This is a genomic window from Fuerstiella marisgermanici (assembly GCF_001983935.1).
GTDB classification, from domain to species: Bacteria; Planctomycetota; Planctomycetia; order Planctomycetales; family Planctomycetaceae; genus Fuerstiella; species Fuerstiella marisgermanici.
In genome coordinates this window covers 1,687,155-1,701,561 of record NZ_CP017641.1, presented here as the reverse complement: position 1 = coordinate 1,701,561, position 14,407 = coordinate 1,687,155, and the positions used below count along the sequence as shown (strand labels likewise).

Sequence of the window (14,407 nt, the reverse complement as noted above, 5' to 3'; positions counted from 1 at the left end):
CTTACAGCTCCAGTTTCTCGCGAGGCCCAACGCCGACTGTTGTGTTGAACTTCAGAGGGTACTTCTCCAATAACTCGGCCACGTCTTTTAGTGAGAGCCCTCGCACAATCGCAAGGTCGTCGGCAATTGAGTTGTACTCTTTGCGGTACACCCAGTTGCCGCCCAGCGAAGAAAGTCGCCCCATCGGTCGTTCGCCTCGCAGGACGACTCGTGACGCCACTTTGTTCTTCGCCTGCTCAAGTTCTTCAGCCGTGATCCCGCCCTGATTAACGTCATCGAAAACTTTGTGCATGCGAGCGATATTCTTTTCGACGTCGTCCGGCATGCAGCTTAAATACGTCATCCACGTTCCGGCGCCATCGTAATCGTTGTAGCCCAGGTCGGCGGATTCCACATAGCCCGGATCGACCAGGTCCCAGAACAGGCGACTGCTGGAATCATCGCCCACCACAACCGCCAACAATTCGGCCGCGAACCTCAGCGTTTCAGAACCCTTTGGCGCGATCCCCATTTGCATGATGTGTTGTTGCACACTGGATTCGCGGTGCACCAGCTTGATGCAATCGACCGGTTTCACTTCGGGCAGAGGACGGTCGCAGGCACCGGCCGGGAGACTCCCGCAGTGCTTCTCGATCAGCGCCAGCAGCGAATCAAAATCCGTGTTGCCCGCGACAGCCAAAGTAATGTTTCCAGCCTTGTAACGATCGGCGTGGTAGACTCGCATCTGCTCGGCCGAAAGAGCGGTAATACTTTCATTGGTCCCCAGAATACTTTGGCCCAGCGGATGACCGGAAAAATGAGCAGCCATGATGTTGTCGTAGGCTGTGAACGACGGGTGATCGTCGTACATTCCGATCTCTTCCAGAATGACGTTTTTCTCCATGTCGAAGTCAGACTGCGATAGCGACGGCTGCATCAGCACAGACAGCAGTTCCATCGTCGTGTCAAGATACTCCGGCAGTACGGCGGCGTAGTACATCGTGACTTCTTCGCCGGTAGACGCGTTGTAGTTCGCTCCGACTTCATCAAAGATTCGGTTGACGTCGTCAGCGGCAAATTTCCCGTTGCCTTTGAACGCCATGTGTTCCAGAAAATGGCTGACCCCGGAAACATCTTCCGTTTCGTCGCGAGAACCAGTGCGGACAAAAAATCCGGCCGCAACGCTGTGAACCGATGAATTCATCTCGGCCACAATTTGCAGACCGTTGGGGAGTACGTGCTGGTGAAACTGCATAGTCGGGTGTCTTCTGTTGTGGCTGAGGCTTCCAGCTTCAGTGTTTTCGTTGTGAGCCGGCTGATTGCCGCCACGAAGTTTGGAACGATTCTTCTGTCGGTCGCCTGGCCGCACAGATTAGCACGCGTTCTATTCGGAGACTGCGCCTTGTGACTCTTTCGCGAGATGTTCGGACGGCTTCCAGCCCGATGCCCTGCTACACCACTGCGGCCGGAGCGGACACGCAGGCGGGGTCAAGGGCTTCCGGGCCGATCGTGACCAGTACCATTGACGACGGAGCGTAGTCCACGACAAAATCTCGCACCTGGTCCACAGTGAGCGAATCAATTTTGGTGCGAATTTCTTCCAGTTCGCGAACGCGTCCCAGATGCAGTGTATCGCGAGCCAACGAGCTGGAACGTGACATCGTGGATTCCTGCTGCATGATCAATGCACTCTTCGCTCGCGCCTTGCAGCGTTGCAGTTCTTCATTGGTGATGTCTTCATGCAGTCGGCGAATTTCTGCCACCATGACGTCCAACGTTTCCTGAGCTCGTTCGTTTGTGGTGCCAGCATAACCGAATACGCGAGCTCGGTCTCGTTGCGTGTTGATCGACGCCGAAACGGCATAGCAGAGGCCCCGCTTTTCGCGCACTTCTGTGAATAGCCGGGAACTCATGCCACCACTGAGGAGACTCACGGCCGCCCACGCTTCGAAGTAGCGTTCGTGGCGATACGGGACGGTGTCCCACGCGATTCCGATGTGTGTTTGAGCCGAATCGTGTTCGATATGCTTGGGCGAATCTTCGACGCGTCCAATGGCCGGTGTGAAGGATTCGCCGGGCTGCCATGCTGCGAATGCTTCTTCGATGACCGGTTGCAATTCTGCCGCACTGATGTTGCCTGCGACGCCTACCACCGCGTCCTGAGGCGTCACGAACTTATTGTAGTGCTGCTGAATGTCATCGAGTGAAATGCCCGGCAGATCAGCCATCGTGCCTTCCGCCGGATTGCCCCACGGAGCCGGATAAGAACACCGCCGCAGGAAGTGGCCCAACTGCTGTTTCGGCTCATCCTCCATCGCGTTCAACGCCTGGTGAACCAATTCACGAGCTGGCCCGAACTGCTGATCCGTGAGATGCGGATTCAGCACCATCGAAGCAATCAACGGTACCGCGTCGGTGATCCGGTCTGCCGTCGTAGCGGTGGAGAACGTGATGTAACTCAACCCGCCTGACACGCTGCGCTGCAGGCCCAGGTTGTCCATCGCGGACGACAGCTCACGCGCCGACATCGCAGCCGCACCGCGCGGAAACATTTCGGACAGGATGGCGGCGGTGCCCGATTTTCCACGTTGATCGTAGACAGCACCCGCAGGCACCATCAACGTCATCGCAGCCGACTGCAGACCGGACATGGTCTGCACGACAACTCGCAAGCCGTTTGTGAGCTGAAAGGACTCGAATTTCTGACTGGTCATAAAGCGGTTTGGTCTTCCCCGGGTTTGATCTATTCGGTGGCTGGCAGGTTGAAATCCCCAGCCAGGTTTCGCCAGATGGCGTGCACGTGATTGGCGCTGTTTTGAGTGTTGTTGTACTCGATAATGAAGGTCGGGCCCTGCACGACGTAGTGATGTGGCTCGTTCAATTCTGAACCGCCCCACCAGGCAAAGTGAACGTCGTCCATGCCGCCCTTGTTAATCTGCTGCATACGTTGCTTCACAACTGTCGCAGGCATCGCGGTCAGGTACTCGGCCAACAGATCCTTTAACAGCTTCTGCTGTTCAGGTGTCATATCGGCGTAGCGAACTCCCTTTGCGTCATCAACCACAGGTTGAGCGATCCCACCACCGCGAATGTCGTTTGGCGCTTCTTTTGACAGCCATAACTTCGACTGCTGATCGTCCGGTGCGGCCTTCAGAAGCTGTCGAGCAACGTCTTCTCGTTTGCCGAGCACTCGCAGTATGCGGCCCGGTCCGGCATCGATCTGCCCGGGGTTCGCTCCGATAAATTCCGGAGTACTGCTGATGATCTTTCCGTTTTTAATGCTGAAGTTCAGCGACAGATGATGACCTTCAAACCGCCAGCCCCAGACTGACTTGCCAGCCGGATTACCGAAGATGCTGATATAGTATTTGTGAGGATGTCGTTTCGTGCGGCGTTCTGCTTCGTCACCTCCTTCGAATAGATACAGCACTTCTTCCAGGCTTCGCACCTGCAACACCGTTTGGTAGCCAGCTGCCGTCAGTCCTGACGCGACCAGTGCATTGGCAGAATCGAACGCAGCACCTTTCAGGTCCCACAGGCCCACGCCTTTTCGTTCGCGCGGAATGAAGTGCCAATTGATACGCTCAGGATCTTCGTAGCTAAACGTGGCCTGAAGTTTTTGGCTGTAGTCCAGCGTCTCCAGAAAACGTGCCGCCGATTGAGCCATCGCGGCTCCTGGTTGAGCTTCCGTTTCGAAAGCGTGGCAGGCTGTGGCGCCAAGAATGGCAAACAGCGAAAGAGTGGTGGCAACAAGCCGTCGAGGTGTGTTTGGCATTGGGCAGAGACTCTCTGAGATTCGGGCGGTGAGATACAAATGGGGTGTGGATTTTGGGGTGGGGCTTCCTGTCCCAACAGTTCAACGGCAGATGGAGGATCTCACCGCTAAAACCGGTGTCCAGCGAAACAGCGTTTAGCCAGGCGGCCAGTCGAGGTTCCTTCCGCCGAGGATGTGAATGTGAAGATGGAAAACCGTCTGCCCTCCTTCTTCGCCTGTGTTAATCACCGTCCGATAGCCGTTGCTTAGGCCAAGGTCAGCGGCGATTTTCGGCACCTTCAATAACAAATGCGCGGCCAGAGCAGAATCTTCTTCTGCGAAACTATCGAGTGACACGAGCGGCTTCTTAGGGATCAGCAGCACGTGAGTTGGCGCCTGCGGATTAACGTCGCGAAAGGCGAGGCACAGGTCGTCTTCATAAACGATATCCGCTGGTATTTCGCGATTAGTAATTTTGGTGAAGATGGTCACTTCGATGTCTCAGCAGCTGAGTCAGTTAGCGTCACGGAAGGTCGGGTCACGGCATCGCGATCCGAACTGCGGAGGTTAGCAGTTAGCCGCCAAAACTCCAGCGGATGTGCAACGGCCGCTGTCTTTCACATGACTTCCCGTTAGACTTAGGGCGTGTTTCGACATCATTTCCGCGTTCGCTGCCCTGCCAGCCAGAAATAGAACCTTCGTACATGTCAGACGATCCCCCGAATTACGACGAAAACGAGAACGAAAACTCGCCCGATCAGCCACAAAGTCAGGAAGTCCGGCACAGCCACGTCGGCGCGCTGGTGCCCGCCCATGTCGCTCGCGGTATTTTTAGTACCGGAGCCGTCGTTCTGCAGGGCCAGCACGAATTCATCGTCGACTTTTTGCTGCGAATGCAACAGCCGCAGCAGGTGGCCGCCAGAATCATCATGCCTCCCGCCGTGGTGGCTCAGTTCATTCAGGCACTGCAGGAAAACATCCGCAAACACGAAGACCGGTTCGGCCCAATCCTGCTGCCCACACCACCCGTGCCGCCGCCCGATGCGCCCAAACAGTCGGCGCAGGACTTATACGACCAGTTGAAGCTTTCGGAAGAAACGATGTCCGGCGTCTATGCCAACGCGGTGATGATTGGTCACACGGCCTCTGAATTCTCATTGGACTTCATCACGACCTTTTTCCCGAGGTCGGCCGTGTCCAGCCGAGTCTTCGTGGCGGCTCCGAACGCGAAACGGCTGCTGGATTCGCTGAAGCATTCGTTCCAGCAATTCCAACAAAAACCGCAGGGCCAGCCACCGGGTTCACCGCCACCCCCGCCCGATCCGCCGCCGGACGAACCACCGTACGGCTACCACCCGGAAAACAATTAGGCGCACAGAAAAGCCCGGCATGTCAAAAATGCCGGGCTTCTTTTGTGTAGTGTGGTCTCGAACAACGCTGATCAGCAGTTGAGGACAAATTGTGGCCCGACTCTCCGAGTCGGCGAGGTCAACACCCCGACTCGGAGAGTCGGGCCACAAACCGCTGAATCCGTACTGCCAGCAATCTTCGCGATCACAAGGCGACTACGGCTGAAAGCTGGTTTGTGTGACGGCGTCGTTGGATTGACCGCTTCCGTAGCCCAACCCACCAAGCCGAATCCCAGATGTACCAGCACCGCGGGGATCGGCTGTCGCTGTTCGTTCCATTGCGCTAGTGGCATCGCCTGCGGACTTCCATTTGGAAATGCCGGCCTTCAGAAACTTAGCGAACTCATCGGCACTTTTCTGACCGCTGACCAAAGACAGGATTTTTTTGCCATCCGGGCTCACAACCGCGTAGGTTGGGATTCCCGTGTGACCGACCAGCTCGTCCTGTAGTTTCAGGTTTCGCTCTAGCAGTCGTTCACGTTCTTCGGGGCTTTTGTCAATCGGCACGCTGTCGGTGTAGAGCTGCACCAGTTCGAGTTCTTCAAGGATCGTTTGAATACTCTGCTGTGACAACACCGTCTGCTCCATCACTCGGCAGTTGTGACAATTAATTCCCGTGATGTCGACAAACAGCGGACGGTTCGCTTCAGATGCAGAAACCACGGCTTCATCGAAGTCCAGCGAAAAGTCGAGTCCCTCGTGACCACCGCCGCCACCGCCAGCTGGCTTGTCGAATCGTTGAGGCGCGAAGGCTGCAATTTGCTGCCAGATGACACCGCTGGGAGCACGCGCGCCGACCAGTCCGATGCTCATGTAGGCAGAAATCCCGAGGAAGCCGATGGCGAATAGACATCTGATTGCGCCCACCGAATTTCCGGGCGTATCGTGTGGCATCCGGTATAGTCCCAGCAGGTAAGCGCCGGTGACCGCTGTGATGGCAATCCACATGCCGATCACCAGTGAGAAGTCCAGAAAGCGAGGCATACCATTCGGGCTGAAGCCGACGTCAGCGACGCTTAGGAACTTGGCCACAATCACCAGTTCTAACAGTCCCAGCGTCACCTTCACGGAATTCATCCAACCGCCGCTCTTGGGCAGTTTCTGAAGCATGGCAGGGAACATCGCCAGCACGAAAAACGGAGACGCGAATGCTGTGGAAAAGGCCAGCATCCCCACGATGGGCTTCATGAATGTTCCATCTGCGGCCAACGCCAGCAATGAACCGACGAATGCGAATGTACACGTGAAGGAAACCAGTGTGAACGTCACGGCCATGAACAGGACGCCGACAATCCCGCCGCTGTCCTGTTTGCGTGAAGACCAATTCAGTACCCATGACGGGATCTGGATTTCAAACATGCCCATCAGCATCAACGCAAACAGAATGAAGATGCCCGCGAAAGCGAGGTTCAGCCACGGTCCGTTGGCCAGCGCTTGCAGTGCGCCGGGGCCGACGATGACGGCTACTAGCAGTCCTAAAATTGTGAAGGCACCGATGATCCCCAAACAATAAATGATCGCCAGCTTCAACGTCGAACCCGGTCGTTCTTCACCCTGCTTCAGAAAGTAGCTGACGGTGATCGGAATCATCGGAAACACGCACGGCGTTAACAGTGCGAGGAATCCGGCACCAAAGGCTGAGATAATGAATGGCCCGAGTCCGGCCAGCGTCAAGACACTGTCGGCACCTGCTGGGTTGTTGTCGACTCCGTCGCTTGCTTCCATCGCCAGGTTGGCGGTCGGCGTGACTGTGGGATCGCCGATGTTCACGGCGAAGTCTGTTTTCGGGCCGGGCTGACAGTTCTTAGCGTCACACACCTGAAACTTGATGCTGCCCTTTACGCTGGCCGCTGCGTGAGTGAGCGTAAAGCGTCGGGTCCACGTGACCGTGTCGTGGTGAGTTTCCAGCACCATATCCGGCAGCGGTCGTTCGATTTCCGGCGGGGTTGACGGCTGAAACGTTGTCTGACCGACGGGCTCAAGACCGCGAATATCGCTGAGGTCAATCGTCGTCGGTTCGCCGCCGAGTCCCGTTTGAGTCACGGAAAATGTGTGGTAAGACGGGCTGATGGTTGCTTTCACGGCCAGTTTCACTTCGTCGCCGATTTGGGCGTCTTTGGGCGTGAGCGACACTTCATAGCGAATCGGAGCTTCCTGTCCTCCGCCCGGCATGCGCATTTTGGGCACGACTGTTTGCGTGTTGCCAGGCGATGACGTCAGAGCGGCCTCAGAGCCTCCCGTAGAGCTGACGGTTTCCGCAGGTAAAGTTGCCGCATTGAAATCGACCGGCAGCGACGCTGCGAACTTCTCTTTGCGGATAATGTTGCACCGCCCGTCTTCACCGGCAGAACAATACTGTCCACTTAACTCACCGGAGATCTGCAAACCTGGCTGCAGCGTTCCCGCCGCCGAACGAATCCGCTGCGTCCATGTCACTTTGCCGAAGAATTTTTCGACGTCGCCCAGATACTGGTCTTTGACCTTCTTCGGCGGATGATCAGCTCGGATTGCGCCGACGTTTTCAAAACCAGCAGGAGCCTTCAGTTTGATCGTTGTCGCCGCACCGAATGACGGATTCGTCGAGTAGATGTAGTGATTCGGGGGCACCAGTACGGTCACCTCGACGTCCACGGACGTCTGGGAAACGGGCACCAGCTTGGCAGAAATCTTGACCCCATCCATAGCGCCGGCCGGACCAACGTTGAATCCGCCGTCAAACAGATTGGGCAGGTTTTCGTCAGCGATCGCCAAAAACGGCATCGCGCAGCAAAGCATCAGAGGGGTGAAGTATCGAAGCATGTTGTACCTTCGTGAACTCACGTGCGGGCGAATGGATTCGTGGCAGCAGCGGCCCGGCGGCGCAAGATATCATATAAGCTATGTGTTAGTTCGGCCTTATGACATTATTGCCTTTCCGAACCTTACAGGGAATTCTATGTGATTTTGTTCCCCACTTCACTGGTTGCCGTAGCTTATCAATACCCGTAAGTTTACGGCGTATATTGCGAGAATTGCCTGAATTGACCGGTGGATTCAGCCGGTTGCCTTATTTTTCTCACCGCCGTCTGAATTTGGCAAGGGGAATCGGTTGAGGAAGCTGGGAGAAATCTGCGGTCGGCATGACCACCTGTCGAAAGCCGATGACATTCGTTTGCATCATCCGTCGGCAGCTTCACCGTGTTCTCTGCGAAGCCGCGTCGAGCTGACATCTTCGCGAAAGTCCGTCGCCGCGATGCCGACAAACATCGCTTGAAACTCGTTCGGCACAGAAAGTTCTTCAACGCCGCAGAAGTCCCCGCGATGATTAACCCGGCCTGCCACCAGAAACGAATGGCCGGACTCTCGAAACAACTGCAGGCAATCACGTAGTTTTAGAACGTCGTTGTCGTAAAAACGCGGATCGAGGACTCGCCTGGCAGTGTCGAATCCGACAACAAAACAACAGCCCGGAAACAAGCTCGCTTTCTGCTGAAACAAAGGTGCCTGAGTCACCGCGATTGAATCGTCGTGAAACTGTCGCAATCGCTGCCGAACATCTGCGACATTCAGCGACGGCTTCTCCGCATTCGCGATCGACAATTCGAAAACGACCTGACGCCCGAGTTTCTCTTCCGCCACGGCTTTCAAGCGACGGTGCCCTGCGTGCAACGGGTTAAACGATCCCGGAAGCACGGCAACCTGGTCCAAACGCTGCATGCCTGACGTGGCTCGCCCATTTTGATACACCACAATCGGCGTTTCGGCCTGCGGCAACAGAAGTTTAAAACAATTGTCGCGATCAGGCATGGACTCGGGAAAACATCATGACGGTTACGAACGATGAAATAGCGGCCCGGTTGCAGCAACAATTGCAGCTAACCGGACATCAAATTGTATTCGCCGAAAGTTGTACGGCGGGTCTGATCGCCGCAACTTTGGGAAGAATTCCAGGCATCTCACAATGGCTGGCTGGCTCCGCTGTTGTGTATCAACTGGCAACAAAGTCCGCCTGGCTGGACGTAGATGCCGATCTGCTGCAGAATCCTGGTCCGGTTAGCGAAATCGTCAGCCAGCAGATGGCCAGCGGCGTTCTTCAATTGACACCGCACGCAACGATCGCCGCCAGTGTCACCGGCCACCTCGGCCCCGACGCGCCGCCGGAACAGGACGGAACTGCATGGTCGACGGTAGCGATCCGAACAAACGGCGAGCCCACGCTTGTGTCGAAATGTTTGCTTCTGGACGAATTGCTGCCTTCGCTCAACGATGAAGTTGAGCTACGACAGCGACGCCAGGCAATGGCGGTGCGGTTGGTTATGCAGTTCTGCGTGGACGCTGTTAAATCGAATCCAGCTTGAACGCGCGAGGCAACAGGTCGGACAGCCGCACGCATTCCGGCGAGTTCTCCGCAGGCTGATCCAGGTCGTCGAGCAAAACGATCATCTGTGGATTGAACTCATTCAGGAACTGGCGACAGGAACCACACGGCACCGGCATCCCCGTCAATGAAACACAGACGGCAGCGAACTTTTGAAACCCGGCCGCCACCGCCGAACACACGGCCACTCGTTCCGCACACACTGTCAGTCCGTACGACGCGTTCTCAACATTGCAGCCTGAAAAAATCTGACCGTCGTCCGTCAGCACTGCTGCTCCCACGGCGTAGTTGGAATAAGGAGCATATGCCATCGATCGCGCGTTACGTGATGCGGCGACGAGGCGTTCCCAATCGGGTGGCAGCGAAAGTGTTGACGTGCCTGACATGCTGGTACTCTTACATTCCCGCCTGCAACGCTCGCAAGTGCCGTTCAAAATGGTCGGCCAGCACTTCGGTGTATGTGTCCGGATGACTTTCCAGCACTGACCGGACGGCTGGTCCCAGAGTCGGATCTGTCAGAGTCGATCCGAACGTGCAATGCAGAATCTGGCGGCCGGGTTTCGTGAAGCCTTTGCCTTCCGGCACTTCCGACCACAACTCCAGATATTCACGTTCCAATTCCAGCACATCGCTGACGTCGGCCGGTGCGGGCGCAGAAGCGAGCGTTGCGGAAACGTGATAAGTGGCTTTGTCGACGTCGTAGTGTGCGCGACCGAAGTCGATGATCTGACGGAACAACGCTTCATCGTGGCGAGCGACAACTCGCAGTGCTTCCAGATAACTGGTACCGGCCGTCTTCACATGAAACTGCCCTTTGGTTTGTTTGGACAACAACGAGTACATCGAAACTTTGTCCGACCCCGAATGAAGGCTCAACTTGTAGCCGCCTAGCAACGTGGCGACTGCGGCGTGTTCGCCAAGCGACGCTTCCAGCGCTGTGAGGTCGCCCTTATAGTCGACTCCCTTTTCCAGATCGCCAATAAATCGCGGTGCAAGACTCACCAGTTTCATACCGCCTTTCAGACACTGGTCGGCGATGATGTAGTGTTCGGCCAGGGTTGTCGGCTGTTCGGTTTCGTCGACCGAAAGTTCGATTTCGTAATCTTTGCCGGCGTCTTCATGAACCTTCTTGATGTAGTCGCCCATGCTCAACGCGCGAGCGATCGCTTTCCCGTACTTGACGGCAGCTCGCATGCACGCCGCTTCGGTCAGTTCGATCTTTGTACCCGTCGCCAGCCCGACAGATTTGCCAACATAAGAATCATACCAGCCGGCGAAATCCTTCACGGATTCGAATTTCGACCGAACGGTGGCTTCGTCATAGTCGTCCGCCGCCTGGTCGACGTCGTCAGAGGGGTCAATCGTAAAGAAGGTGAATCCCACGGCGGCCGTGACGTCCACGTCGTCCGGCGTTTTCAGGTGATCGGCATCCGCGCCGATTTTTCCCTTCCAGCCAGCGGCCTTTGCACCGTTCAACGCGTCGTCCATGACCTGCTGCGCGGTTCGCTGAGTTCGAGTCATTTCGCGAATGGACTGCTGCGGATAAATGGGTTCAATGCCGCTGCCCGCCCGGTTCATCGATTCGACGTGGCCAGGTGTAGCAAGGCCGATTCGGTCGCCAAAGCCAAAAGACGGGGCAAGTCCAAGTGGTACGCATGACATGGTGATAGGGTTTCTTTCTTGTTGTTACTGTCGATAAATGTGTGGGTGGCTGGGGTTGGACGGAGCAAAGCGAAGGAAACCCCGGTGAAGGCGGCTGTTGACGTCAAACGCACCCGCGCCGTCGAACTGCCGTGAGGTCACTTCTACCTCATAGCAACCCCGAAGCCTGGTTCAGTTTGCAACCTCGATGACCGCCTTAATCACACCGGTCTCCGGCTTCGTCAGCGTGTCGAAATCGGCGACAACGGAATCGAAGTTGGTTCGGTGAGTGACCCAGGGATCGGTGTCGATTGTGCCGTCTTCAATGAGTCCAATAATTCGGCCAAAGTCGGACGGCAGTGCGTTGCGCGAGGCCTTCAAAGTGATCTCCGGCTTGTGCAACGTGGGGTGCAGAAAACTGACTTCCTGCGTTGTGATGCCAACATACACCAGGGAACCCGTATGAGCAACGTAGCTCAACGCGCTGGACATTGACTTATTACTGCCGGTCGCGTCTGTCACCACAGCGTATTTGTCGCCGCTTGTGATATCCAGCACCTGATCAGCTTCGCTGCCGTCGCCCTTAAACTGGATTGTGTGATCGATATTGTAGGTGCGGCGGCAGAAGTCGAGTCGATCGGGGTTCATGTCCATCACCGTAATGGACGCGCCGGTTAGTCGAGCGAATTCGAGAGTCGCCAGACCGATGGGGCCGGCTCCGATGATCAACGCATGGTCGCCAGTGCCCGGATTGCCTCGATCGTTGGCGTGGCAACCGATCGCCAGAGTCTCCACCAGCGCGAGCTGTTCCATGTTTAGCTTCGCAGACGGATGCAACTTTTCTGCCCGGATGGTGAATCGTTCGCAGAGGCCTCCGTCGACCATCACGCCAATGACGTTTAGCTTTTCACAGCAATTTCCGTTGCCCTTGCGGCAGGCGTAGCATGTGCCGCAGTTCATGTAAGGTTCAACACTGCAGCGATCGCCAGGCTTCACATTGGTGACACCATTGCCGACAGCGACAACTTCCACACCCAGCTCATGTCCTGGAACTCGCGGATAGCTGAAGAACGGCATCTTGCCCAGATATCCACTGATGTCGGTGCCGCAGATTCCCATGCGATGAGTCCGCACCAACGCCTGGCCGGGACCGGGGTCGCCGGGCTCGTCAATGTCGACATACTCAAATCGTTTGGGTTCCTGAAGTTGAATAGCTTTCATGTTGCAGTGGATTTCTGAAACGTAAGGTACGGTTTTGGTCGCATTCCGTGTAAAATCGAAATCGGAAACAGACGGGACACGAAGATGCACGATGGTGTCTTGTAACGCGCTGCCTGTCCCGTGCCGATTTGGTCACGAATGATGACGGCAATGCGTTTCAATGTCTTGTGATCTGCGGTCAGTTTCTGTCAACAATCGAACATCGAGTAGAGGATCGGTCATGATCGAATTGAACAATCGCCGTGCAATGCTGCAACGACTGGGCGGCGGCCTGGGAATGCTGGGCGCTGCCGGCGCCATGACCGCTCCTCAGGCCTTTGGTATGGAGGCTGCAGCCGGAATGCGTGGGCCTCATTTTGCACCGAAGGCCAAACGCGTCATTCATCTGTTTATGAACGGCGGTCCGTTTCAGGCGGATTTGTTCGACCCAAAGCCCGCATTAAAAAAGTATGAAGGGCAACGACCGGCGAGTGCCGATCTCGCGACCGAACGTCCCACCGGCGGACTGCTGCCGTCTCCGTTTCGGTTTAGGAATTGTGGTGAAAGTGGGTTGCCAGTGAGCGAACTGCTGCCACAGCTAAGCAATCACATCGACGACATTTGCGTGCTAAGGTCTATGCACGCGGATAACCCGAATCACGGCCCCGCCCTGCTTCAGATGAATAACGGCACCATTTTGCCAACTCGCCCCAGCATGGGCGCGTGGTTTTTGTACGGTCTCGGCACCGAAAACGAGAGCCTGCCGGGTTATGTTGTGCTGTGTCCCGGTCGGCCCGTGCGGTTTTCAATTTTGTGGAACAGCGCGTTTCTGCCGTCGTCGAACCAAGGGACGTACATCAACCATTCGAAGATCGAACCGTCGAATATGGTTCCGTTTCTGCGAAACAAACGCTGGACGGCAGATGTGCAGCGACGACAGCTCGACCTTTTAAAGCAGCTTGATGCAGAAGTGCAGAATCGCACGTCCGCCGATCAGGCGTTTGACGCTCGAGTCGCTTCGATGGAAACGGCATTCCGAATGCAGTTTCAGGCCAGCGACGCGTTCGATGTCGAACAGGAAACGAAACAAACGCGCGAAGCGTATGGCAGCGGCCACTTTTCCAACGGGTGCCTGCTGGCTCGACGAATGGTCGAACGCGGTGTGCGATTTGTGCAGGTTTATTATGGCAATGGCCAGCCGTGGGACACTCATTCGAACCACGACAAAGCCGTTCCGAAGCTATGTCAGAACATTGATCAGCCCATCGCAGCGCTGCTAAGCGACCTCAAGCAACGCGGCCTGCTGGAAGACACGCTGATTATCTGGGGCGGTGAATTCGGACGGACTCCGACTTCCGAAAACGGCAACGGTCGTGATCACAATCACCACGGCTTCACAATGTGGATGGCCGGCGGCGGTGTAAAGGGTGGCATGGCGTACGGAGAGACTGACGAATTTGGCTTCAAAGCGGCGGTCAACAAAATGCATGTTCACGACATGCACGCCACAGTTCTGCATCTGCTGGGCCTCGACCACGAACGTCTCACCTACCGCAGCGCCGGGCGCGACTATCGTTTGACCGACGTTCACGGTCGAGTTGTGCACGAGATCATCTCGTAACGCTGACGATAGACGACTCGCCGCTTCGCCTCGCTAGCCAGGTAGACACTTGTGGAAATCAAAACGAGGCGTGTGGCCAGGACTGGAGCGAGAAACGAGTGCCCCCCGGGGTTTCCTTCGCTGCGCTCAGTCCACCCCCGGCCACACTTGAAGGCGACACTCGACAGGCACTCGGCGCTGTCCTCATTTGATGACCGGTGGCTTGACCGCCGCGCACTCGGCCCGTCTCGATCGGCGCACCTTCCACGCAGCCACTGATGCTCATTAGTCCCAGCCATTCCCATGGCCCATAGCAGGCCTCCACGGCTGCGCTGTGGGCCACAATGCGCACCGACAAAACGGCAGGATCGGCCTGCTGCCGACGCGGTATGCGGGTTTTCGTGAATGAATAACTGTGAAAGGATGCTGGCGATACAACCGATAGAATCGATACCTGCGGTATTCCG

12 protein-coding genes are annotated in these 14,407 nt (G+C 56.3%); 3 read left to right on the top strand and 9 right to left on the bottom strand.

The annotated features are described in order from the left end of the window. Window position 1: 1 nt before the first annotated feature. The 4 genes from Fuma_RS06345 to Fuma_RS06330 all read right to left on the bottom strand — a co-directional run bounded on the left by Fuma_RS06345 (window position 2) and on the right by Fuma_RS06330 (window position 4,231). Window positions 2-1,234, bottom strand: a complete 1,233-nt coding sequence (locus tag Fuma_RS06345) for a M16 family metallopeptidase (protein ID WP_077028143.1) — start codon at window positions 1,232-1,234, stop codon at window positions 2-4. Between the two features lie 196 nt (window positions 1,235-1,430). Next, window positions 1,431-2,693 (bottom strand): M16 family metallopeptidase, encoded by a 1,263-nt coding sequence (locus Fuma_RS06340; protein WP_077023393.1) that lies wholly within the window; start codon window positions 2,691-2,693, stop codon window positions 1,431-1,433. Window positions 2,694-2,722: 29 nt separating this feature from the next. After that, complete coding sequence (locus Fuma_RS06335; RefSeq protein ID WP_077023392.1) at window positions 2,723-3,754, bottom strand: DUF3500 domain-containing protein; 1,032 nt, start codon at window positions 3,752-3,754, stop codon at window positions 2,723-2,725. 135 nt (window positions 3,755-3,889) lie between these two features. After that, window positions 3,890-4,231 (bottom strand): histidine triad nucleotide-binding protein, encoded by a 342-nt coding sequence (locus Fuma_RS06330; RefSeq protein WP_077023391.1) that lies wholly within the window; start codon window positions 4,229-4,231, stop codon window positions 3,890-3,892. Between the two features lie 206 nt (window positions 4,232-4,437). Between Fuma_RS06330 and Fuma_RS06325 the strand changes: the two genes are divergently transcribed. Next, window positions 4,438-5,103, top strand: a complete 666-nt coding sequence (locus Fuma_RS06325; protein WP_083731846.1) for a DUF3467 domain-containing protein — start codon at window positions 4,438-4,440, stop codon at window positions 5,101-5,103. A gap of 195 nt (window positions 5,104-5,298) precedes the next feature. Here Fuma_RS06325 and Fuma_RS06320 read toward each other — a convergent pair whose 3' ends face one another. Both Fuma_RS06320 and Fuma_RS06315 read right to left on the bottom strand, forming a co-directional pair. Continuing rightward, window positions 5,299-7,941, bottom strand: coding sequence for a protein-disulfide reductase DsbD family protein (locus tag Fuma_RS06320; protein WP_077023390.1), 2,643 nt, complete (start codon window positions 7,939-7,941; stop codon window positions 5,299-5,301). Window positions 7,942-8,298: 357 nt separating this feature from the next. Further along, window positions 8,299-8,928 carry a nucleotidyl transferase family protein gene (locus Fuma_RS06315; RefSeq protein ID WP_077023389.1) on the bottom strand — a complete coding sequence of 210 codons (630 nt, stop codon included), beginning with the start codon at window positions 8,926-8,928 and terminating at the stop codon, window positions 8,299-8,301. Between the two features lie 17 nt (window positions 8,929-8,945). On the opposite strand from Fuma_RS06315, the gene Fuma_RS06310 reads away from it, so the two are divergent. Next, window positions 8,946-9,479, top strand: coding sequence for a CinA family protein (locus Fuma_RS06310; RefSeq protein WP_077023388.1), 534 nt, complete (start codon window positions 8,946-8,948; stop codon window positions 9,477-9,479). On the opposite strand, the gene Fuma_RS06305 is transcribed toward Fuma_RS06310, so the two are convergent. From Fuma_RS06305 to Fuma_RS06295, 3 genes are all read right to left on the bottom strand, one after another. After that, a complete protein-coding gene (locus tag Fuma_RS06305) occupies window positions 9,460-9,885 on the bottom strand; it encodes a cytidine deaminase (protein ID WP_077023387.1) in 426 nt (141 codons plus the stop codon). The genes Fuma_RS06310 and Fuma_RS06305 overlap by 20 nt on opposite strands. A 10-nt stretch (window positions 9,886-9,895) precedes the next feature. Continuing rightward, a complete protein-coding gene (locus Fuma_RS06300; protein WP_077023386.1) occupies window positions 9,896-11,161 on the bottom strand; it encodes a tagaturonate epimerase family protein in 1,266 nt (421 codons plus the stop codon). Window positions 11,162-11,332: 171 nt separating this feature from the next. Then, window positions 11,333-12,361, bottom strand: coding sequence for a zinc-binding alcohol dehydrogenase family protein (locus tag Fuma_RS06295; protein ID WP_077023385.1), 1,029 nt, complete (start codon window positions 12,359-12,361; stop codon window positions 11,333-11,335). Between the two features lie 220 nt (window positions 12,362-12,581). On the opposite strand from Fuma_RS06295, the gene Fuma_RS06290 reads away from it, so the two are divergent. Further along, window positions 12,582-13,961, top strand: coding sequence for a DUF1501 domain-containing protein (locus tag Fuma_RS06290; protein ID WP_077023384.1), 1,380 nt, complete (start codon window positions 12,582-12,584; stop codon window positions 13,959-13,961). Window positions 13,962-14,407: the final 446 nt, after the last annotated feature.

Coding starts and splice junctions, on each gene's coding strand:
- Fuma_RS06345 (WP_077028143.1), bottom strand. CDS start 1,234: ATGCAGTTTCACCAGCACGTACTCCCCAACGGTCTGCAAATTGTGGCC.
- Fuma_RS06340 (WP_077023393.1), bottom strand. CDS start 2,693: ATGACCAGTCAGAAATTCGAGTCCTTTCAGCTCACAAACGGCTTGCGA.
- Fuma_RS06335 (WP_077023392.1), bottom strand. CDS start 3,754: ATGCCAAACACACCTCGACGGCTTGTTGCCACCACTCTTTCGCTGTTT.
- Fuma_RS06325 (WP_083731846.1), top strand. CDS start 4,438: ATGTCAGACGATCCCCCGAATTACGACGAAAACGAGAACGAAAACTCG.
- Fuma_RS06320 (WP_077023390.1), bottom strand. CDS start 7,941: ATGCTTCGATACTTCACCCCTCTGATGCTTTGCTGCGCGATGCCGTTT.
- Fuma_RS06315 (WP_077023389.1), bottom strand. CDS start 8,928: ATGCCTGATCGCGACAATTGTTTTAAACTTCTGTTGCCGCAGGCCGAA.
- Fuma_RS06310 (WP_077023388.1), top strand. CDS start 8,946: ATGACGGTTACGAACGATGAAATAGCGGCCCGGTTGCAGCAACAATTG.
- Fuma_RS06305 (WP_077023387.1), bottom strand. CDS start 9,885: ATGTCAGGCACGTCAACACTTTCGCTGCCACCCGATTGGGAACGCCTC.
- Fuma_RS06300 (WP_077023386.1), bottom strand. CDS start 11,161: ATGTCATGCGTACCACTTGGACTTGCCCCGTCTTTTGGCTTTGGCGAC.
- Fuma_RS06295 (WP_077023385.1), bottom strand. CDS start 12,361: ATGAAAGCTATTCAACTTCAGGAACCCAAACGATTTGAGTATGTCGAC.
- Fuma_RS06290 (WP_077023384.1), top strand. CDS start 12,582: ATGATCGAATTGAACAATCGCCGTGCAATGCTGCAACGACTGGGCGGC.